Genomic DNA, 20388 nt, shown 5'->3' on the forward strand with positions numbered 1-20388 from the left:
AATAGCTATATCGTTTTATTAAAGTGATTGTAATACCAATTTTATTAAAAAATTGCTTGTTTTAGCTGGTTACTTAGCACATGTACTGTGCTAAAAATGACTCATAAACATAAGTTAATATAGTAATTTCACTTTGTTATCGAGCCATTTACCTATTGCTATAGTTACTCATTTCTTAATGCCATTGGTATAAGTATTTTTCAATAATAAGTAGTACTTACAAAAGTACTACTTGCTGCTTACTTATCGAAATGAATAACAGTGCGGATACTTTCGCCTTTGTGCATTAAATCAAATGATTCGTTAATGTCTTCAAGAGCCATTGTATGTGTAATAAAATCACTTAATTTGAATTCACCAGCCAAATAACGCTCTACATATTCAGGTAATTCTGTGCGGCCTTTTACACCACCGAATGCCGAACCACGCCATACTCGACCCGTTACCAATTGGAAAGGGCGGGTTGATATTTCTTGCCCAGCACCAGCAACACCAATCACAACCGACTCTCCCCAACCTTTATGGCAGCACTCGAGGGCAGATCGCATTAGGTTTACATTACCAACACATTCAAATGAGTAATCAACACCGCCGTCGGTTAACTCAACAATGACATCTTGAATTGGCTTATCGTAATCTTTAGGATTGATGCAATCAGTCGCTCCTAATTTTCTTGCTAGTTCGAACTTGCTTTCATTAATATCAATAGCAATGATACGACTTGCTTTAGCCATTGTTGCACCAATAACAGCTGACAAACCAATACCGCCAAGACCAAATATGGCAACCGTTGCGCCTTCTTCAACTTTTGCAGTGTTCATCACTGCGCCCATACCCGTTGTGACACCACAACCGAGTAAACACACTTCTTCCAATGGCGCGTCTTTATTTACTTTAGCAAGTGAGATTTCAGGTAGTACTGTGTATTCAGAGAACGTTGAGCAACCCATATAATGAAAAATAGGCTGACCGTCTTTATAAAAGCGTGTTGTGCCATCTGGCATCAAACCTTTACCTTGGGTTTCGCGAATTTTTTGGCATAAATTAGTTTTACCAGATAAACAAAATTTACATTCGCCGCATTCAGGTGTGTAGAGCGGGATCACATGGTCGCCGACTTGAACACTTGTAACACCTTCACCAACTTGCTCAACAATTCCGCCACCTTCATGGCCTAAAATTACGGGAAATATGCCCTCAGGATCATCACCAGATAAAGTAAATGCGTCAGTGTGGCATACGCCTGAAGCGATAACTTTTACCAGTACTTCACCTTTGCGCGGCAACATTACATCCACTTCTTCGATAGATAATGGCTGTTTAGGTCCCCAAGCAATGGCTGCTTTTGATTTTATAAATTTATCTGACATATTTATACTCACTTTTAATTTATCTGTAGTTTAATTGTTTAATTCAGAGACAAACGTCTGATGTTAAAGCTAGTTTACTCTCTTTATTTGATGATGATAATCCACTAAATTAGCAATTTACTTTTACCACCATGTAACAATGGAGTGTATTAGATTAATCTATCTAACCTGAAATCTGGTTAATAGATTTACTAACATATTGAATCATAATGATATTTAAATTTATTTTTCTCTAACCAGAGGTTCTCAATAAATTCAACGCAGTTCGCGCTGATCATCGCTGCTGGAAATAGATTTATTATCCAGAGCAGAGTTCAGGCTATCTATTAAAAAGCGACTACTGAGGTTAACGGCTAAGCGATAGAAGCGTGCCGAGCGCAACTAAATCAATTGTGAACTTTTTATACAAAATTATGTAAGCAGGTTTAATGCTAATACCCTATAAAAGTCGACAATAATGTTGCTGTAATAATCGATTAGCAGCGCATTGGCTAATAGCTTAGTTGAGTATTTATGTGTTGCAAGTTAACACGAGGCATTTATTCCGCACCTTAAAAAGTACATTTAACCTGAACTCTGGTTAAGATATTTACTACACATTGAGTTATTGTGATATTTAGATTTATTTTCTTGAGCCAGAGATTTTCAGTGAAAGCAAGGCGAATTTACGTGTCAATAGCTGGCCTATTGAAAATAAATTCAACGCAGTTAGCGCTGAAAATAGCTGCTTGAGATAGATTTATTATCCAGAGTTCAGGTTATTTAATGCCCCCAAGTAATTTTATATATTCCAAGCAAAGTGAAGGAATGTGATTATGATATTTGTTACTGTAAAAATAGTAATGTATTATTTATTAAAGCAGTTAATACATATAGGTAATAACCATGCAGTGGGAAGGTATTAGCGAATTTGTTTATGTGGCTGAAAATGAGAGTTTTACGCTTGCTTCTAAAAAAATGGCGATATCAACTGCACAGGTTAGCCGTCAAATAAGTGCTTTAGAAAAACGTTTGAATATAAAGTTATTCTATCGAACCACACGCAAGGTTTCTTTAACAGAAGAAGGCCGCGTTTTTTACCAGCACTGCCGCAGTGTGCTGGATGGGTTGGATGCCGCTGAGCGTGCTATCACTAACTTACAATCTAAACCCCAAGGCAAAATCAAATTAACCGCATCGGTAACGTATGGCGAGCAGCATATACTTCCTTTAGTGAATGATTTTATGCAGTTATATAGTGATATTGAAGTATCGGCTTATTTAAGTAATAGGAAAATTGACTTAGTTGAAGATGGTTACGATCTTGCAATTAGGCTGGGTAAGTTGAGTGATTCCTCGATGATGGCGAAAAAGCTTGGCAAGCGAACAAACTATGTATGTGCCTCTCCTGTTTATTTAGAAAAACAGGGTATTCCACATTCTATTTCAGAACTTAATAAGCATAGCTGCTTATTGGGTACACTCGATTATTGGCATTTTACCGAATTAAATAAAGAAAAAAGTATTCGAGTAAGCGGCCGCTTACGATATAACAGCGGATATAGTTTAACGGATGCAGCTTTGAAAGGCTTAGGAATAGTGCAGTTACCCGATTATTATGTTCAACAACACCTAGAAAGTGGAAAGCTTGTTTCATTATTAGATAACTATCGTGCTCCTGATGAAGGCATATGGGCAGTTTACCCACAGAACCGTCATCTATCCCCAAAAATAAGGTTACTTGTAGATTATTTAGCTGATCAGCTTTCATAATGGGTAGTTAACTGTTTTATTAAAAGTATTATCCCTAAAATTTCAGTTATTTTATTGCATTCTCTACTGGGCAGCCTTGTTTTCGACATACACCTTCGTTACACAACCTACATATTCTACGCGCTTCTATTTGCTCGGTTGAAAAATTACCGAGTGCTATTTCTATTAAACTTAAAAAGCTTGCCTGTTGTTCATCAGTAAATTTTTCAAGTATTTTAGATGTCACCGTTTCTCTATTGCTTAGTATTGATTCGACCCTACAGCTGCCTTTACCTGTTACACATAAAACAACGGAGCGGGCATCGTTTACTGATTTTTTTCTTTCTACCAGCCCCTCTTTTTCAAGTGTATTAATTAACCGAACAGCACCAGAGTGGGTTAAATCGAGCACTTTGCTCAACATATCAATAGTTTCATTGGGGTGATTATTAATTGTGACTAATGCGGCTTCGTGGCTAAGGCTTCTGCCACCTAATTCAGCAATCTGCTTTTCTATATCAGTAGCCACAGAGGTCGCGAATGTGCCTATTAAATTTGCTATGTATTTTTCATTTTTCATAAATTTAATTATATGTGATTCGATCATATAAATATAGTGACAAATTAAATAACTTCGATTATTGTATGACTCAATCATATAATTGGGTTTGTGTTACTTATATTTACTTTCGATAAGTCATAAACAAGAACTCAACGTTAATAATTACTTAAAAAAAGTGGAAAAATTTGATGAAAAACGATTCAGAAACATTACGTTATGCAAAAAAGTTTAAAACTGTTTTAGATAAAAAAATGGCTTATATAGATGAGGGCGAAGGCGATCCAATCGTATTTTTACATGGTAATCCTACATCTAGCTACCTTTGGCGAAATATTATGCCGTATATGCAAGGACAAGGGCGTTTAATTGCTATCGACATGATTGGATTGGGTGATTCACAAAAGCTAGACAATACCCATGACGGAAGTTACTCATTAGCTGAAAATAGTAAGTACACATTTGCACTTTTAGATGCGCTCGGCGTAAACAATAATGTTACTTTAGTACTGCACGATTGGGGTTCAGGCGTTGGCTTTAACTGGGCAAATACACATCGCGACGCTGTAAAAGCCATTGCCTTTATGGAAGCAATCGTGACCGATTTTCCAACGTGGGACGATTTTCCTAAAGATCTACATGGTCCGATTGGTACTCTGCGCTCAGCGGAAGGCGAAAAAATGGTGCTTGATGATAACTTTTTTATTGAAACCATATTGCCCGCAACTATTACGCGCCAGTTAACGCAAAAAGAACACGATGAATATCGCAGACCTTTTATCAATGCAGGGGAAGATCGCCGCGCAATTTTAGCGGGCCCTCGCCAACTTCCGATTGCTGGAGAGCCTGCCGATACCGTGGCTTTAGTAAAAAACTATGCGAGTTATTTAGCCAATTCTTATGATATTCCAAAGCTATTTATTAATGCAGAGCCAGGTGCTTTTTTAGTTGGTTACGCACGAGATTTTGTACGCACATGGCCAAATTTAACTGAGGTAACCGTAAACGGTATTCACTATATACAAGAAGACTCTGCGCATGAAATAGGTCAAGCTATTTCTGATTGGTTATCAAAATAAAAACGGGATGTGTTTAACTCGTTATATATGGATGACGCTTTTATGTTCAATTAAAAGCGCCATACTTTAATTATTGCAGTAAAAATGGGGCTGTTTTACTCATCTTTGAACTTGCTACTTTTTCAGGTGAGCCTTGCGCCACAATTAACCCGCCTTCATCGCCAGCACCAGGTCCTACATCAATAATCCAATCACTATTACTCGCCACTTGCATATTGTGTTCAACCATAATGACGGTATTGCCTGCATTAACTAGCCTATTTAACTGCGACATTAACATTGACACATCCGATGGATGTAAGCCTGTGGTTGGCTCATCAAGCACATAAAGCGTGTGCTTGATGAGCGCACGTTGTAGTTCGGTTGCTAGTTTTATACGCTGCGCCTCGCCGCCAGAAAGCTCTGTTGCAGGTTGTCCTAAACGTAAATATCCAAGGCCTACTTGCATAAGTGCATCGAGCGCGCGCAATATTGCGGGTTCATTTTCAAAAAATGTGTGCGCTGATTCAACCGTTAAATTAAGTACATCAGCAATGTTTTTATCACGGTATGTAACCTCAAGTGTTTGCTTGTTATAGCGTTTTCCTTGGCACACTTGGCAAGGTGAATATACGCTGGGCAAAAACAGCAGTTCAATACTTACAAAACCCACGCCCTCACAATTTTTACAACGACCTTTAGCAACATTAAACGAAAAACGCCCAGCATCGTAACGGCGCTCTTTTGCTTTTTGTGTTGAAGCAAATAGTTTACGCACGTGATCAAATAAACCAGTATAGGTAGCTAGGTTTGAGCGAGGTGTACGGCCTATGGCTTTTTGATCTACTGTAACAAGTCGGTTTATATTATCGATCCCCTCTGTAATTTTACCGCTGGTGTGGGTTTGTAGTTCTTGCTCGAGTAAATCGGCTTCGTCGGTTGGTGCTTCTGTGATTGTTTTTTGCCCAAGCGCTTGGTAAACAAGTTCAACTAATGCTTGGCTCACTAAGCTCGATTTGCCCGAGCCAGACACGCCAGTGACCGTCGTCATAACACCTAGTGGAAATTCTGCATTGAGCTTTTTGAGGTTATTACGTTCAATATCAACTAACTTTAGCCATGTTTTTGGCTGCCTTTTAATGTTGTTTTCAACAGTGCTTTTAGTAAAAAGATGGCGACTGGTATGAGAGTTTTTTACTTTGCTTAATCCCTCAACAGGGCCGCTGTAAATAATTTCGCCACCGTGTACTCCTGCATTAAGGCCTACATCAACTATCCAGTCGGCGTGTTTAACAACGCTCACGTTATGCTCAACAACAAATACAGAGTTGCCAGCTGTTATTAGTTCATCAAGGGCTTTTAAAAGTGCTTGTGTATCTGCAGGATGTAAACCCGCTGATGGTTCATCTAATACGTAAACCACCCCAAATAATTTAGAGCGAATTTGTGTTGCTAATCGCAATCGCTGTAGCTCACCAGGGGATAATGTAGGTGTTGTTCGCTCTAGCGACAAGTACCCTAAACCAAGCATGGTGAGTGCTTCAATACGGGTGAGAATATCGCTGGCAATACGTTGCGTAACAATGGCTTGCTCTGGGTTTTTTGTGTTTTTGTTAACTTTAGTATTGGCGGCGTTACTTAGTTTTTTAGCAAGCTCGTCTAAGGTAAGTTGAGATAGCTCGCCAATATCAAGCCCTGCAAATTTAACACTGAGCGATACTTGCTTTAGTTTTTTACCTTGGCAAGTAGGGCACTGCGATATTTGCATAAACTGCGATACGCGTTTTTTTGTACGCGGACTTTGTGTGGTCGCAAAAGACTGTAAAACAAAGCGTTTAGCGCTTGAAAAAGTTCCCATGTAGCTTGGATCTTCGTTGTTTTGTATCGCATTTTGCGTTTGCTCATAGGTGTAATCTGGATATACCGGCACTGTTGGAGTGTCGTCGGTAAATAAAATCCAATCGCGTGCCTTTTTAGAAAGCTTATTCCAAGGCGTATCTATGTCATAACCAAGTGAGGTAAGAATACGACTTAAATTTTTACCTTGCCATGCTGGTGGCCACGCTTCAATGGCGCGCTGGCGAATAGTTTTTGTATCATCGGGCACAAGTAATTTTTCGGTTACTTCAAATACTCGGCCTATGCCATGACATTCTGAGCAAGCGCCTTGTGGCGTATTAGGTGAAAACGCATCGGCATATAAAATGCCCTGCCCAGCAGGGTAATCGCCAGCACGAGAATAAAGCATACGTAGCGCGTTAGAGATTGTCGTTATACTGCCCACTGATGAACGAACCGAGGGCGCGCCGCGTTGCTGTTGCAGAGCAACGGCAGGCGGTAGTCCTTCAATAGAATCAACATCGGGCTCATCAACTTGATCTATTAATCTACGTGCATAGGGCGATACCGAATCAAGATAGCGATGCTGCGACTCAGCAAATAGGGTTCCAAAAGCTAGCGACGACTTACCCGATCCCGATATACCTGTAAAAACAACCAATGCGTTACGTGGTAAATCAACATCTATATTTTTTAGGTTATGAACGCGCGCGCCCCTTACCTGTATAGTGTTATTTGGATCTGATAAATTAATTACTGAATCATTATGTGTGGTTGTCATACGCTTTGCTCCTATTTAACCGCGCTTTTACATTAAGTGCGCTTTGGACAATTTACTCTTATTAGTCGTTACTGCTACCAATAATATCGCAGGATCACTGAATGCTCGCTTATTCAATATATTACATAAAGTTATGATAATTGCTTGTTTACATAATAGGGTTGGAATGCGAATATAATTTAAATTGATTTATAGTTTAATAAGAAGGAACTGACATTGAGCAAAGCCTTAATAATAATTTTAATGATGTTTTCGTGGGCCACTCAGGCCGATACACTTAAAGCGCTTAATGTTGATCGTGCAGTACCAAATAGCATGCATTTATCGTTTGCAAACGATAGCAACATAGCCCCTAAAAAAGGGGATTTCAAAATCATTAATTATGTATTAATGAGTAATGAAGAGGGCGAACGCTGGGCTGTTATTACGCTTACTAACTTATCGTCGGGCAACCGAGAACTAAGTGAGGAGCATTTACTTGCACTCTTTGCTGACGGCAGCCGATTCATGCCAACTGAATTTAAACTCGGTTTTAAAGGCAACGAAACACAATCGGTAACTGTATCGTTTGCCGATTATAAATTCCCTATTTTAAGTGTGTATTCGAGTAACGATTTGTAACTAATAACGATGCGATAATATTAAATTAGGGATATTTCTAAAATTAAGGATTTTTATGAAGTTTGAAGATGCGCAACAAAATATGAACCTCGCATACTTCGGTGGTGGAACCGGTGTATTAGTGTCTGGCTTAGTTTGGTGTATAGCTGGCTTTGTCGCATTACTGCTTTCAAATCAATCAAGTATGCTTACTTTGTTTTTTGGTGGCATGTTTATACATCCTTTAGCCATGTTACTTTCAAAAGCGCTTAAGCGCTCAGGCAATCACGGCCCTAAAAACCCATTAGGTAAATTGGCCTTAGAAAGCACTATTATTTTATTTGTTGGTTTGTTTTTAGCATTTTATGTAGCAAAACTTCAAGCTGAATGGTTTTATTCAATAATGCTGATGATAATTGGTGTTCGCTATTTAGTTTTCAACACTTTATATGGCATGAAAGTGTACTGGATTTTAGGTGCTTCGCTTATGTTTTCTGGCATGTTGTGTATTGTATTAAATGCCAATTTTGTAATCGGCGCTTTTATTGGCGGGATAACCGAAATAGTATTTTCGCTAGTAATATTTGCCCAATCGAAAGGTGTGGTTTTAAAAACAGAATAACAAACTCCTATAATGGCAAAATAGTGTGCTGTTGGAGTTACTTTTCAGCTTGGTAATATAGCAAAGGTTTTTAAAGTATTGAGTATCTGCAAATTGAATGTATTCATTAGTCGGCTTTGAGCGATTACCGGCCAGTCAAAAACGGTGGCGCATGACATCACCTTTGATTTATTGATAGCCCTCACTGTTAATTATCATCTTGCTTGCTGCATCAAGTCAATGAGTTAATCTGCATAACTTCTCAGACTAGTCGCGACTGTGCGTGAGGAAAAGATCATTGCTTAACTGTTAAACATTAGGTTTAATAAGCACATAATAAATACTGAGTACGTTATGTTTTAAAGTTTCGGAGTCACCAGCTCCGTATGTCGCTTGGTAGGCGGCTAAAGGGCGACACCTTATTTAGAGCAGGAGCTCGAAGTTTGGGCTGGTTGTGCCAGTAGAAATCGTCCGATTTGAGGTTGCTTATACTAGTCATAGCACCTCAGGCCGCTCGCAAGGCGGGATATAAAAACGAGTCTTTCATGACTCAACCGGTTGAGTCGGTATAGTGGAATTTAACCATGAAAACCAAACTCAGCATTGAAGTTAAGTTTGATGTGGCGAAGGTTATTACAGCGCTTAGCGGCCTTGTATTAGCAATAGCTCATATCGCTCAATACTTCTAAAAAAGTCCAAGGGGTATTGCAAATGCCCCTTGGCACCAAACATAACAAGGCATTGCTGATCCTGCCTGCGGCACTCTAACTCTTTAAGCGTCCCACAATATTGGCGTTATATGTATATCAACATGGAGTACTATCTATCAACTGGAAAATAGAAAAAGTATTTCGGTTATTTTTTCCCGAATTTTCTAATAAGGTTACTTGGACTGTTATTATTGCGGGACTCGGCTTAACGTCATCTTCAATTCTTCAAAACATCTTAAATGAAATTTTAGCGACAGAATTTAATATTAAAATTCTTGGTAGCTACGATTCTCTCGTGGGTATAGTTCTTATTACTTTGGGCTTAACTCACAACATACTTTTACAAAGAGAAAAAACAAAAATAGAAGTTAATGGAAGGTTTGATAGTGAAGCAAAGAAGGAAGCACTATCACGAGAGCATGATTTAAAGCTTTACCAAAAAGTGACGAAAGGCTTCGAGGAATATTTTCTAACAGAATATATATCTTCGCTAACGGACGACCATTCATATAGCAGAAATGATAAAGCTAGATTACACGACTTTGTTTATTATTCACAAGAAACTGAGTATGACTTTCTTAATACAGAATTAAATGAAAAATTTACTGAATTTGGTCAAGCTTTATCAAAAGTCATGAACTGGACTGCACTTCATTTTTTCCATCATCCATCACATATCGTTATGGAAAATCAAACGTATTGCCTCTATCCTGAGCTAAATCCTGACCGCAGTGGCGAAGATGATCGTCTTGGTAAATACAATAAGCATGCACTTGAAATTGTCAATTTAACTGATGAGTTGTTAGAAAAGTATAAACTGTTTCGTAGCTGCGTTAAGCGTGAATTATACATATAATGTGGCGTTACCACTGTCTGCAATTGGCACAAAGCCGTCTATCTATAGGTTCATATACCCAACTCCCAAGCTATAAAATCTTTACTCAAAACTGGTATTTTGCTTCAAAAAGTAATCTTCAATTTCATCAGTATGTGGCTTAAACGCTTTCCAGCGACCGATTGCTTTATTGTTGAGTGGCTGGCGTACTTGCACCTTGCTTGCGGTAGAAACTGGGGCGGTGTTTAAGTGAAAATCTATACACTGTTCTTGCCACTCTAAATTACAAAAGCTGACTAATTCTTTAATTTGCTGTTCGGGACTTACTACTAACTCTTCGTATTTTAGTAATTTTATGTTGCTGTGCAGGGCGCTAAAGTGCTGCATTAGTTTGTAAAAACGACTGTAAAATTTAGCGGTGTCGAGTAAGTCGAGTGAGTAGGCATAGTAGGGGTTATTAATGGTAAATAGCTGGCGGTAGTTACCAATACAGGTGTCCATTGGGTCGCGCAGCATACAAATAATTTTAGCGTTTGGCAGTGCTTTGGTTATTAAATCGATATAAAAAAAGTTAAACGGGAGCTTATCAACAAAGTGTTTATGGCTGCCTGTAATTACGCGTGTTGCGTTTAAATAGGTGCTGCCAAGCTGATTGAAATCAAGCTCGTAGGCCTTACTGAGCGTTTGAGTGTCGAGCACATGGTGTGTTTTTGTTTGGCTGAGATTTTTAACACTTAGGCCAAAGTCTTGTAATTCACCGGCTGATTGCACGTCGCTGTGGCTCGATAAAATACGCTCAACCAATGTGGTGCCAGAGCGGGGCATGCCTAATACAAAAATAGGTTCGGCCGTTGGGTTGCCTTGTACTCGCGCTTGTTTGTGCTGCTCACTTAAGCGTTTAATATGTTCAAATAACTCAGTTGAGCTTTTATGATCAAACGGCTGCACAGCACGTTTTGCTACTTTACCTTGCTCTAACGCGTTAAAAGCCTCTGAAAACTCACCAAGATCTTGATACTCTTTAGCTAAAGCATGGCCAATATGCAGTTTTGCATCGGGGTGTGTTACTTGCTCAAATACATTTTTTAAGCGTTCAATATGATTGTTTTGCACACTTACTTTAGTTAAATCACTCAATGCAAAATGACTTTGATGATGCAGCGGATAAAGCGCTATGGCATGTTTAAAAGCGTGTTGGGCTTTATCAAATAACCCTAAAAACTTAGCGCTTACACCATAATTATAATAAAACTGCGGTTGAGCTTTGTTAGCTGCATTAGCCAGTTTAATAGCGCATTCAAAATAGTTAAGTGCTTGCTCGTGAATACCTGTTTGAGTAAGGGCTACGCCGAGTGTATCAGCATCAAGTGATTTAGTTATTTGCTTTAATGACACCGATAATGCGGTATTTTTTGCCTTTTGTAATTCGCCAATAAGTGCGTAACATTTAGCAAGTTGCGCGGTGTATTCAATACTTTGACCAAGGGTGAGGGCTTTTTCGATGAGCTTTATTGCTTTGTGTATTTGCCCAACAGTTAAATTAACCATTGCCAGCAAAAAATACCCATCAGCAAAATCAGGTTTGAGTGTAACTAACTCCACAAGGGCTTTGTGTGCTTGCTCTATTTTACCTTGGTTTAAATGTTTAATTGCGCTTTGATGAAGTTGCTTTAAATTTGGCTGCATGGTTCTTGGTAATTATTATTTTGTAAAAGAAAATAAAAAGGCTCAAATAAATTTGAGCCTTAAAACAGTGTTTAAAAAGTGAGACTGTTTAAAAGTCGCTTAAATTATATTTCAAATTTGTAGTTAAATTTAACACCTACCGTAAGCGGGCGATTAATGTAATGGCCGTAGTTACGCTGTATATCGGCGCCGTTCGCTGATGTTATATCCGCATTTGAACGACGAACTGAGGTAACTGCATATTTGTTAAATAGGTTATCAACATATAGCGTAGTTGACCATGCATCGGCCGTTAATTTAGCAGATATATTACTTAAGCTATAACCCGGTAGTGTTTCGCCGTTATCACGAAGACCCACTCTTGAAAGTACGTCGCTTTGCGCGGTTAAACCGTAGTTAATATCAAGGGTTTTATCGTTAAACACCTCGGCTTGATAATTTACACCCATCGAAAATTGGTTTTCAGGTGAGCCCGGTAAACGATCGCCGTCTTCTGCGCCACCGGTGCCATCGGCATTAAATAAAAAGGGGGCATCTGATGTTAGCTCTGCTTTTGTATAAGCATAGGTTGCATAAAGCGAAAATGCATCTGATAAAATTGCACGGGTTGAAATTTCAATCCCTTTTGCATTCGCGCTGCCTGCGTTTGAAAGATACGTTAATTGGCCTACATCGGTAGCGCCAGAGATTTGTGCATCATCCCAATCTACGTTAAATAACGCGGCGTTAAAGTGTAGTTGGCTTCTAAACCATGTGCTTTTAAAACCTAGCTCGTAATTTGTAGTGGTATCAGCATCGTAAAGCATTTCGTCAGGTTGGCCACAACCCGTTTGCTGATCGGCAGGTAGTGGATCAGGGCAAGCGACCAAGCCGTTTGAGCCACCAATTCTAAAGCCTTCACTTACCGTTACATAGCCCATTACTGAATCAGTAAACTGGTACTTAGCATTAAATTTAAATAAATTCCCGTTATCACTCGCATCACTGTTTTCATAATTAATACTGATTCCATTAGGACCAGCGCTACCCGATAAGGTGTTAGCAAGTGGGAAGTCAAACGCAGCTTTTGCTTGTATATCGTATTCATAAAAGCGGGCACCAATAGTCACGTCTAATTTATCGGTGACTTGGTAACCCACCTCGCCAAAAAGTGCAGATTCAGTGATTTTACTGCTGGTTAATTCTAAGTATTCTAATGCATCAGGGCGTACTTGTTCGCCTTTGACAAATACATCGTAGTTTGGAGTAAACTCTCTGCTGGAGGCATCCGTTTCTGTTTTGTTGTAAAAGCCACCCACAATCCAGTTCAAGTCACTGTCGCTTTGCGACACCAAACGAATTTCTTGCGTAAAGGTGTCTTCTTCATCTATTTCTCGGGTAAAAGCAGAGAACGAAGGGAATTCTTCGTAGCCGTAATCAAGACGAATAAGTAGGTCTGTTTGGTCGCGTTGGCCATCGGCATCAAAGCGTGAAATACCGGTTGCCGATACCAGCTCTGCAAAACCTAAGTCGGCTTTTAGCTCAAGGCTTAGTAATTGATCTTTTTTCTCACGGGGCTCCGCATAGCGGTAAGCTGATTCGTATTTACCTATTACGTCGCTTAAACCGTTGTTTGCATTAAGGCTGTTGTAATGAACAATCGAGCGGCCTTCGCTATCTTGGTTTTGGTAAAAGTAGTTTAGCGTCCCTTCAAACGATTCATTTGGTTTGTAGCGAACAGAAATGCGGCCAGTAGTGGTGGTTTCACCGTTGGCGTCTTTTATGTTTTTAAGGTTGTTAGTAACCGCTGAGCTGTCGCTCCAATTAGGATCGGTTATTGATACACCTGGCTCGCGCACAACATAACCGTAATCGATAAAACCTGGGTCTTCGTAAACATTTAAACTGGCGCGCACTGCAAGTGTGTCTTCAATAAGTGGCAGGTTAAATATAAAGCCGCCTTCGCCACCTAAAGAGTCACTTTCTTTTGTTTGAAATAGGTCGCCGTAAACTTCAAGCGATGTAAAATCAAGCTCAGGCTGTTTAAGCATATAACGAATTGCACCGCCTAATGTGCCTGCACCATAAAGGGTGCCTTGTGGCCCAATTAATACTTCAACGCGCTCAATATCTACTAAGCGCATATCTACCGAAACTGGAATTTCATTTATATAAGTAGATACCGTGCCGCCATCTGACGATGGACCAGAAGAATTTGTATTTAAACCACGAACAATAATAGGTGAGCCAGAGCGACCACCTTGATCGGTAATTGTTAAACCAGGTACCCAGCGTGCTACATCCGCAAGCTCATTGATATTTTGATCTTTCATAATATCTGCATCAAGGGCGGTAATATTTAACGGTGCATTTTGCACAGAGCCGCTGCGCCTCGTTGCTGTAACTTCGATTACTTCGAGTGATTTGTTTTTAGCGGCAACTTCTTCTTGAGCAAGAGCTGCATTTGGTAATAAAAATACGCTAGAAACAGCGCTCGAAATAGCCAAGGTTAACAAGCTTGGTTTAAACATAAAAAGTGATCCCCAGTTCAAATGTTTTACATTAGTAAATTAAGTTAAGCAGTTTATCAGGGAGTGAAGTAGCTGGGAATATTTAAATTGAATTTTAATTCACTTTTATGGAATAAATATTGATTGTTTTCAGGGTTTTTATTTGGTTAATAGGCAATACAAGCAATAGCTTAGTGGAATTAGGTACAGTTAGGTTAAAAATTACACCCTTGTTTAAAGGTAAATAGTCATTCATGTTTTAAAGCTGGTGTTATGACGTGCTCGTTAAACAGATTATTACATTAAAATTAATATTTCATAATGTCATTACTTATACTTTTATTAGCACTATTAAAGTGTGTTTTTATCCCCATTAAGAGTGGTAGTCGCCATTATAAGTGACTGCATAAGCTTTTGAGTGAGCGTGTTTGATTGCCGCTTCGTATCCTCTTTTTTATTTTGTCCGCACTTTTTTGTGCGTGTTTTAAGGATTAACAATGAGCCAACTATTTTCGCCTTTATCACTTGGGCAAGTAACGTTAAATAACCGTATTATTATTGCACCCATGTGTCAGTATTCAGCAAACAATGGCGCTGCTAGCGATTGGCATACTATTCATTTAGGCCAATTGAGCTTGAGTGGTGCAGGATTGCTAATTTTAGAAGCAACAGCAGTAAATCCAGAAGGGCGTATTAGCTACGGCGATTTAGGGCTTTGGAATAACGAAACACAACAAGCGTTAGATAAAAGCTTAAAAGCAGTAAGGCAATACAGCTCTATGCCTATTGGCATTCAGCTGGCGCATGCTGGACGTAAGGCCTCTACAGGTAAGCCGTGGGAAGATGTTGGCGCTATTGCACCTGATGACGTAAATGGCTGGCAAACGCTCGCACCTTCTGCAATTGCGTACGATGATAAAAGCCCAATACCAAAAGCAATGAGCCAAGATGACATAGATTTATTAGTTAAAGATTTTGTAAGTGCAGCTAAACGCGCTGATGAACTCGGCCTTGATTTAATAGAGCTACATGGTGCGCACGGTTACTTGCTGCATCAGTTTTTGTCACCACTTTCAAACAAGCGTGATGATAATTACGGTGGCAGCCTAGAAAACAGAATGCGCTTATTGCTTGATGTGTTTAAAGCAGTAAGAGCGGTATTCCCAAGTGAAAAAGCAGTGGGTGTGCGTATTTCGGCAACCGATTGGGTTGCCGGCGGCTGGGATTTAGAACAATCTATAGTGCTTAGTAAAGCGCTTGATGAACTCGGTTGTGATTTTATTCATATAAGTACTGCGGGCCTAAGCCCTGAACAACAAATACCGGTAAAACCTAATTTCCAGGTACCGTTTGCAACAGCCATAAAAGAAGCAGTTAAAATGCCTGTTATAGCGGTGGGTTTAATTACACAGGCGCAACAAGCCGAAGATATTATTAGTAAGCAGCAAGCCGATGGTGTAGCGCTTGCGCGTGGCATTTTATATAACCCACATTGGCCGTGGCATGCAGCTGCTGAGCTTGGCGCTACAGTAACTGCACCTAAACAGTATTTACGCTCAAGCCCACATGGGCAGCCATCTCCAATTAAATAAAACACGCCCTAAGCAAAACCCAACCCGCGCTTGCTGGTTGGGTTTTATTATTTTTATAAAGTAGAGACACACATGACTCAAACAGGCGTTTCACCACAACCACTTAGCAATACACTCGTTACTATTATTGCTTTGTGTTGTGGTCTTATTGTTGCCAATATTTACTACGCTCAACCTATTATTGAGTTACTCGCCCCAGAGGTGGGACTAAGTGCGCACAGTGCTAGCCTTATCGTATCGCTTACACAAATAGGCTACGCTTTGGGGTTGTTTTTTTAGTGCCATTAGCTGACTTAATTGAAAATAAGCGTTTAATGCTTATTACTTTAGCTGTGTCGTTTTTGAGTTTAGTGGGGACTGCACTTGCTGATTCACCTAATGTAATGCTTATTTTATGTTTAATGATAGGTATGAGCTCGGTTTCTGTTCAGGTGCTTATTCCTCTTGCTGCGCATTTATCGTCTGACGAAAAACGCGGACAAGTTCTTGGCAATATTATGGCGGGTCTGTTGCTAGGTATTTTGTTGGCAAGACCTATATCGAGCTTAATAGCCGATCACTTTGGTTGGCGCGCTGTATTTTACTTTGCAGCAGGGTGTATGGTGTTTATTGCAGGTGTAATTTATTTTGCTATTCCAAGCAGGCAACCTACCCATAAAACAACGTATTTTGAGTTATTAAAATCGCTTAAACAGTTAATGATAAGCCAACCAGTGCTGCGCCAACGATCTCTTTTTCAAGCATTAATGTTTGCATCGTTCAGCTTATTTTGGACAAGCGTACCGGTTGTGCTTTCTCGTGAGTATGGTTTATCCCAATCAGAAATAGCACTGTTTGCACTAGTGGGTGCGGCAGGTGCTGTAGCTGCCCCCATTGTTGGGCGTTTGGCAGATAAGGGCTATACACATCAGGTATCGTTACTTGCAAAAGTTATAGCGGCTGGTTGCTTTTTACCAAGTTTATTTGAGTTACCTTACGGGATAGTAATTTTGGCGATAACGGGTGTGTTTATTGATTTTGCTGTGCAGGCAAATATGGTACTCGGGCAACGTGCAGTGTACGCAATTGAGCCCCAAAGCCGTGCGCGTTTAAACGCTATTTACATGACGAGTATATTTGTAGGTGGCGCAGTAGGCTCGCTTATTGCCAGCCCATTATATGAAGCGGGCGGTTGGACAGGTATTACACTGGTTGCTACGGGCATGCCGCTTATTTCGTTGATTGGCTATTTGGTTACAACTAAAAAGCAAAGTAAGGTTGTGAGTTAAATAACTATCGCACAGAGCACAATAAAGTCACCATGTTGCGTGGTGACTTTATTTAGGTTATTTAGATTATTTAGTGCTTAATTAAGTAGCCTGTTTTTTTGCGTTTGAAAACGAGCTACCAACAGATGCAGTAATAACAAGCAAAATAGCGAGCCACTGCCATAAAGTCAGTAACTCACCTAAAAGTATAAAACCAGCAATTGATGCAATGGCAGGCTCTAAGCTCATCATGACGCTAAACCCTTGCGATGGCATATTACGCAGAGCAACCATTTCGAGTGTATAAGGTAATGCACTTGATAAAATAGCAATACCAATCCCTAATGGGATAATTTCCCATGTAAACGCGGCGCTTTGCATAATGCCGCCGTAAGGCACTAGCACTATAGCGGCAACAGTCATGCCCAATGCGACAGTGGCTCCACCAGAACTTTGTACTCCCGTTTTTTTGCCAAATAATATATAGCCTGCCCAACATGCACCCGCCCCAAGAGCAAGTGCTACACCCAATGGATCAAGACTATCTTGGCCACTCATATCTGGAAGCAAAAGCAAAATGCCAGCAATAGCGCAGGCAACCCAAAATAAATCACGTTTTCGGCGCGAGGAAAATAAAGCAACAGCAAGGGGGCCTGTAAATTCAAGTGCGACACCAATGCCTAGTGGAATACGTTCAATGGCGTAATAAAATAAAATATTCATACCACCAAGGCTTAATCCATACACTATGATAGGGATGCGATTACCTTGACTAGGTAGATGTTTCCAAGGTTTAAACACTAAGCAAAGTATGACGGCTGAAAAACCCAGCCTTAAAGCTGTTGTGCCTTCAGGACCTACAACAGGAAATAATTGTTTAGCGATTGAAGCACCAGATTGAATAGTCACCATAGCAAGTAGTACACACATAACTGCTAATAAAAATTCTTTTGAAGGTGATTGCATTTTTATCCTTTAATGGACGAGTCTGTCAAAAATGAGCGAGTGTGCGTAAAGTTGACGCAGCCTGAGTTAATAGCGGCATAGTATCTTTTTTTTAAATTAGAGGTAAGTGCATACGACTAAAAATAGAAGCGATAGCTCAGTCATCTAAAGGATTGGTGGGCGTTTTTTGTACAAGGCCGCTGAGTGGGTAACAGCCCTACTTGTTAATCATTAGGATAAGTAACACCTAATTGAGTACGCGCAGTATCAAGTACATGCATGACACTTTTTGAAAGCTGATACGTATTAACACCTGACTCACACTTACCTTGATTAACCATTCGCATAAAATGGTTCACTTCAAATTTCATAAAGTGTTCGTCAAACGCGATAGACACTAATTCGCGATCCCCATTATTAGCAATAAATTCTACTTTTTTAAGTTGTGATATGGCCTCGATACGAATACGGCCAAGTTCGCCTTGTATTTCGGTAATATTATCGCCTTGCGATATTTTAGAATAACTAATAACAGCTTGTTTATCAGCGTAGTTTAGTAATATATCGCCAGCGCCATCTACGCCGGTATCAAGTAATACGCCACTGGCACTTATGCTTTGCGGCGCTCCCCAAAGAGCAATCAATAAATACAGTGGGTAAATCCCTAAATCTACCAGTGCACCGTTAGCAAATTCAGGTAAAAATGTATTTGGACGCTCGCCATTTTTATATTTATCGTAGCGAGACGAATACTGACTATATTGACCTATGTATTTACGTGGCGTGCCAATTTTTATCATTGCCTGTTGTAGTCGTGCAAAGTTAGGCAAGTGAGTGGTCATCATCGCTTCCATGTAAAGGCGCTGATGTTTTTTTGCGGTAGCAATAATAGTTGCAAGCTCTTTAGAGTTTGCTGCGGAGGGCTTTTCGCCAAGTACATGTTTACCTGCTGCTAGGCACATAACGGCGTATTGTTTGTGTAAGCTATTTGGCGCGGCTATGTAGACGGCATCAACATTTTTATCTTGGCATACTTGTTCTATTGAGGTGAAAATTTTTGCTTGTGTATTGCGTGGGTGTTTGGCTAAAAATGCTCTGCCGCTCGACTGTGCGCGCGAACACACTCCGTATAAATTAAAATCGTTTAACGTATTTGCGGCGGCTAACAATGTGTCACTAATAAAATTAGTGCCAACAATAACAAAGTTCATGCTCACTCCTTAGCTTAAATAAACTTAAATAAAAATAATAAGAGTGTTTAGTTTAACATTTTTTTAGTTCTATATGCTCGAGGAGAACAACCAAACCAGCGTTTAACATTAACACTTAGCGTTGCTTGCTCCTGATACCCTAAAAGCTCAGATATAGTCGATATTGTAAATTGGTTTTGCGCTAAGTAGTGGTCAGCTAAAGCGCGGCGAGTGGCATCTTTAAGTTTTATAAAGCTCGTATTATGTTTGATAAGTTCTCGATGCAGAGTACGCGGGTGCATACCCAGTGCAGCTGAAATAGTTTGGTTACTGCATTGATAAATAGGAAGCATAGGCCTAATTAGTGCACTAACTTGGTTGGGCAATGGTTGGGTGTGTTCTTTGTTATTTGCCAAGAAGCTTAGCGCCGCTTTTACTTTATTTAGTTCAGGGTGGTCAAGCTCAAGAGTTAAATCACTTTTTGAGATTACAATACCAGCGCTGTTGCGATGCTCTATAATGTTACAACCAAAGTAAGTGTTATAGGCACGAGTATTAGTACTTAATTTTTTTGGTAAAAATATATTAATTGGTTTGCAGCGGTTATTACTCAGCTTTTTAATAACAGCTAATGCTAAACTAATGGTGAGCTCAATTACTTGGCTTATGTGCGGTAATGGTTTTAAATTAATTTCGAATGATAAAAACACGCTTTTATCATTCTCTAATGGGTGTGAGTTTAAGCTAAGTGCAGGGCTGTGCAAGTGAAGGTATTTAATAACCCAAGTAAGTGCATCCCCTAAATTAGTACTGCTTTTGGCTGCTATTGCAACATGCCCTAAAATATCAAAATTTTGTCTACTTGCGAGCTTAAGGCCAAAACTAGAGCAATTGAACTTAAAAGCACAGTATTCTAATAGCCCAGCGTAATCTCGATAAGGTAAATATTGGTTATCGAGATTTTTAAAGTCAACGTTATTAATATTACAGTTTTGCATTATTTCATGCGGATCGCCGCCAAATTCGCTAATTAGCGTATCTATACCTTGTAATGACGTGGCTCTGATTAGGCTGCTCATGGTTAACCTCAAATAAATGATGTCTAAAAATATCAAGTTTTGTTGAGTTTTTCTATGCACTATTACTGTTAAGGCC

16 protein-coding genes are annotated in these 20388 nt (G+C 39.7%); 8 read left to right on the plus strand and 8 right to left on the minus strand.

Annotated features, from left to right (window positions below; translation table 11 throughout):
* Nucleotides 1-239: 239 nt before the first annotated feature.
* Nucleotides 240-1370 (minus strand): S-(hydroxymethyl)glutathione dehydrogenase/class III alcohol dehydrogenase, encoded by a 1131-nt coding sequence (locus ACJJVZ_RS01560; RefSeq protein WP_138586934.1) that lies wholly within the window; start codon nucleotides 1368-1370, stop codon nucleotides 240-242.
* Nucleotides 1371-2255: 885 nt separating this feature from the next.
* Between ACJJVZ_RS01560 and ACJJVZ_RS01565 the strand changes: the two genes are divergently transcribed.
* Complete coding sequence (locus tag ACJJVZ_RS01565) at nucleotides 2256-3122, plus strand: LysR substrate-binding domain-containing protein (protein ID WP_077535630.1); 867 nt, start codon at nucleotides 2256-2258, stop codon at nucleotides 3120-3122.
* A 46-nt stretch (nucleotides 3123-3168) separates the two neighbouring features.
* Here the strand turns inward: ACJJVZ_RS01565 and ACJJVZ_RS01570 are convergent, their stop codons facing one another.
* Nucleotides 3169-3681: a MarR family winged helix-turn-helix transcriptional regulator gene (locus ACJJVZ_RS01570; RefSeq protein ID WP_405597540.1), complete on the minus strand. Its 513-nt coding sequence runs from the start codon at nucleotides 3679-3681 to the stop codon at nucleotides 3169-3171.
* Nucleotides 3682-3851: 170 nt separating this feature from the next.
* Here ACJJVZ_RS01570 and ACJJVZ_RS01575 point away from each other — a divergent pair, with 170 nt between their 5' ends.
* Nucleotides 3852-4739, plus strand: a complete 888-nt coding sequence (locus ACJJVZ_RS01575; protein WP_405597543.1) for a haloalkane dehalogenase — start codon at nucleotides 3852-3854, stop codon at nucleotides 4737-4739.
* A 70-nt stretch (nucleotides 4740-4809) separates the two neighbouring features.
* Here the strand turns inward: ACJJVZ_RS01575 and uvrA are convergent, their stop codons facing one another.
* Nucleotides 4810-7338: an excinuclease ABC subunit UvrA gene (gene uvrA / locus ACJJVZ_RS01580; RefSeq protein WP_405597545.1), complete on the minus strand. Its 2529-nt coding sequence runs from the start codon at nucleotides 7336-7338 to the stop codon at nucleotides 4810-4812.
* A gap of 216 nt (nucleotides 7339-7554) precedes the next feature.
* On the opposite strand from uvrA, the gene ACJJVZ_RS01585 reads away from it, so the two are divergent.
* From ACJJVZ_RS01585 to ACJJVZ_RS01595, 3 genes are all read left to right on the plus strand, one after another.
* On the plus strand, nucleotides 7555-7959 hold the full coding sequence (locus ACJJVZ_RS01585) for a hypothetical protein (RefSeq protein ID WP_405597547.1): 405 nt from the start codon (nucleotides 7555-7557) through the stop codon (nucleotides 7957-7959).
* A gap of 55 nt (nucleotides 7960-8014) precedes the next feature.
* The gene (locus ACJJVZ_RS01590) at nucleotides 8015-8560 is read left to right on the plus strand and encodes a DUF7010 family protein (protein WP_405597549.1); all 546 of its coding nucleotides are present in this window, start codon (nucleotides 8015-8017) and stop codon (nucleotides 8558-8560) included.
* Nucleotides 8561-9328: 768 nt separating this feature from the next.
* Nucleotides 9329-10105 carry a hypothetical protein gene (locus ACJJVZ_RS01595; protein WP_405597551.1) on the plus strand — a complete coding sequence of 259 codons (777 nt, stop codon included), beginning with the start codon at nucleotides 9329-9331 and terminating at the stop codon, nucleotides 10103-10105.
* An 81-nt stretch (nucleotides 10106-10186) separates the two neighbouring features.
* Here the strand turns inward: ACJJVZ_RS01595 and ACJJVZ_RS01600 are convergent, their stop codons facing one another.
* Both ACJJVZ_RS01600 and ACJJVZ_RS01605 read right to left on the minus strand, forming a co-directional pair.
* The gene (locus ACJJVZ_RS01600; RefSeq protein WP_405597553.1) at nucleotides 10187-11770 is read right to left on the minus strand and encodes a tetratricopeptide repeat-containing sulfotransferase family protein; all 1584 of its coding nucleotides are present in this window, start codon (nucleotides 11768-11770) and stop codon (nucleotides 10187-10189) included.
* Nucleotides 11771-11874: 104 nt separating this feature from the next.
* Nucleotides 11875-14280, minus strand: coding sequence for a TonB-dependent receptor (locus ACJJVZ_RS01605; protein ID WP_405597556.1), 2406 nt, complete (start codon nucleotides 14278-14280; stop codon nucleotides 11875-11877).
* A 476-nt stretch (nucleotides 14281-14756) separates the two neighbouring features.
* On the opposite strand from ACJJVZ_RS01605, the gene ACJJVZ_RS01610 reads away from it, so the two are divergent.
* The 3 genes from ACJJVZ_RS01610 to ACJJVZ_RS01620 all read left to right on the plus strand — a co-directional run bounded on the left by ACJJVZ_RS01610 (nucleotide 14757) and on the right by ACJJVZ_RS01620 (nucleotide 17119).
* Nucleotides 14757-15851: an NADH:flavin oxidoreductase/NADH oxidase gene (locus ACJJVZ_RS01610; RefSeq protein ID WP_138586381.1), complete on the plus strand. Its 1095-nt coding sequence runs from the start codon at nucleotides 14757-14759 to the stop codon at nucleotides 15849-15851.
* A 72-nt stretch (nucleotides 15852-15923) separates the two neighbouring features.
* On the plus strand, nucleotides 15924-16130 hold the full coding sequence (locus ACJJVZ_RS01615; RefSeq protein ID WP_405597559.1) for a hypothetical protein: 207 nt from the start codon (nucleotides 15924-15926) through the stop codon (nucleotides 16128-16130).
* Entirely contained in the window at nucleotides 16130-17119 is a 990-nt protein-coding gene (locus ACJJVZ_RS01620; protein ID WP_405597562.1) for an MFS transporter, read from the plus strand. Before ACJJVZ_RS01615 ends, ACJJVZ_RS01620 begins: the two co-directional genes overlap by 1 nt.
* 81 nt (nucleotides 17120-17200) lie before the next feature.
* Here ACJJVZ_RS01620 and ACJJVZ_RS01625 read toward each other — a convergent pair whose 3' ends face one another.
* From ACJJVZ_RS01625 to ACJJVZ_RS01635, 3 genes are all read right to left on the minus strand, one after another.
* Nucleotides 17201-18064, minus strand: a complete 864-nt coding sequence (locus ACJJVZ_RS01625) for an EamA family transporter (RefSeq protein WP_405597564.1) — start codon at nucleotides 18062-18064, stop codon at nucleotides 17201-17203.
* A 203-nt stretch (nucleotides 18065-18267) separates the two neighbouring features.
* Nucleotides 18268-19254, minus strand: coding sequence for a Gfo/Idh/MocA family protein (locus ACJJVZ_RS01630; protein WP_405597566.1), 987 nt, complete (start codon nucleotides 19252-19254; stop codon nucleotides 18268-18270).
* A gap of 47 nt (nucleotides 19255-19301) precedes the next feature.
* The gene (locus tag ACJJVZ_RS01635; RefSeq protein WP_405597568.1) at nucleotides 19302-20312 is read right to left on the minus strand and encodes an AraC family transcriptional regulator ligand-binding domain-containing protein; all 1011 of its coding nucleotides are present in this window, start codon (nucleotides 20310-20312) and stop codon (nucleotides 19302-19304) included.
* Nucleotides 20313-20388: the final 76 nt, after the last annotated feature.

Origin of the sequence: Pseudoalteromonas sp. Ld19 (assembly GCF_045064135.1) — a bacterium.
Lineage (GTDB): Bacteria > Pseudomonadota > Gammaproteobacteria > Enterobacterales > Alteromonadaceae > Pseudoalteromonas > Pseudoalteromonas aliena.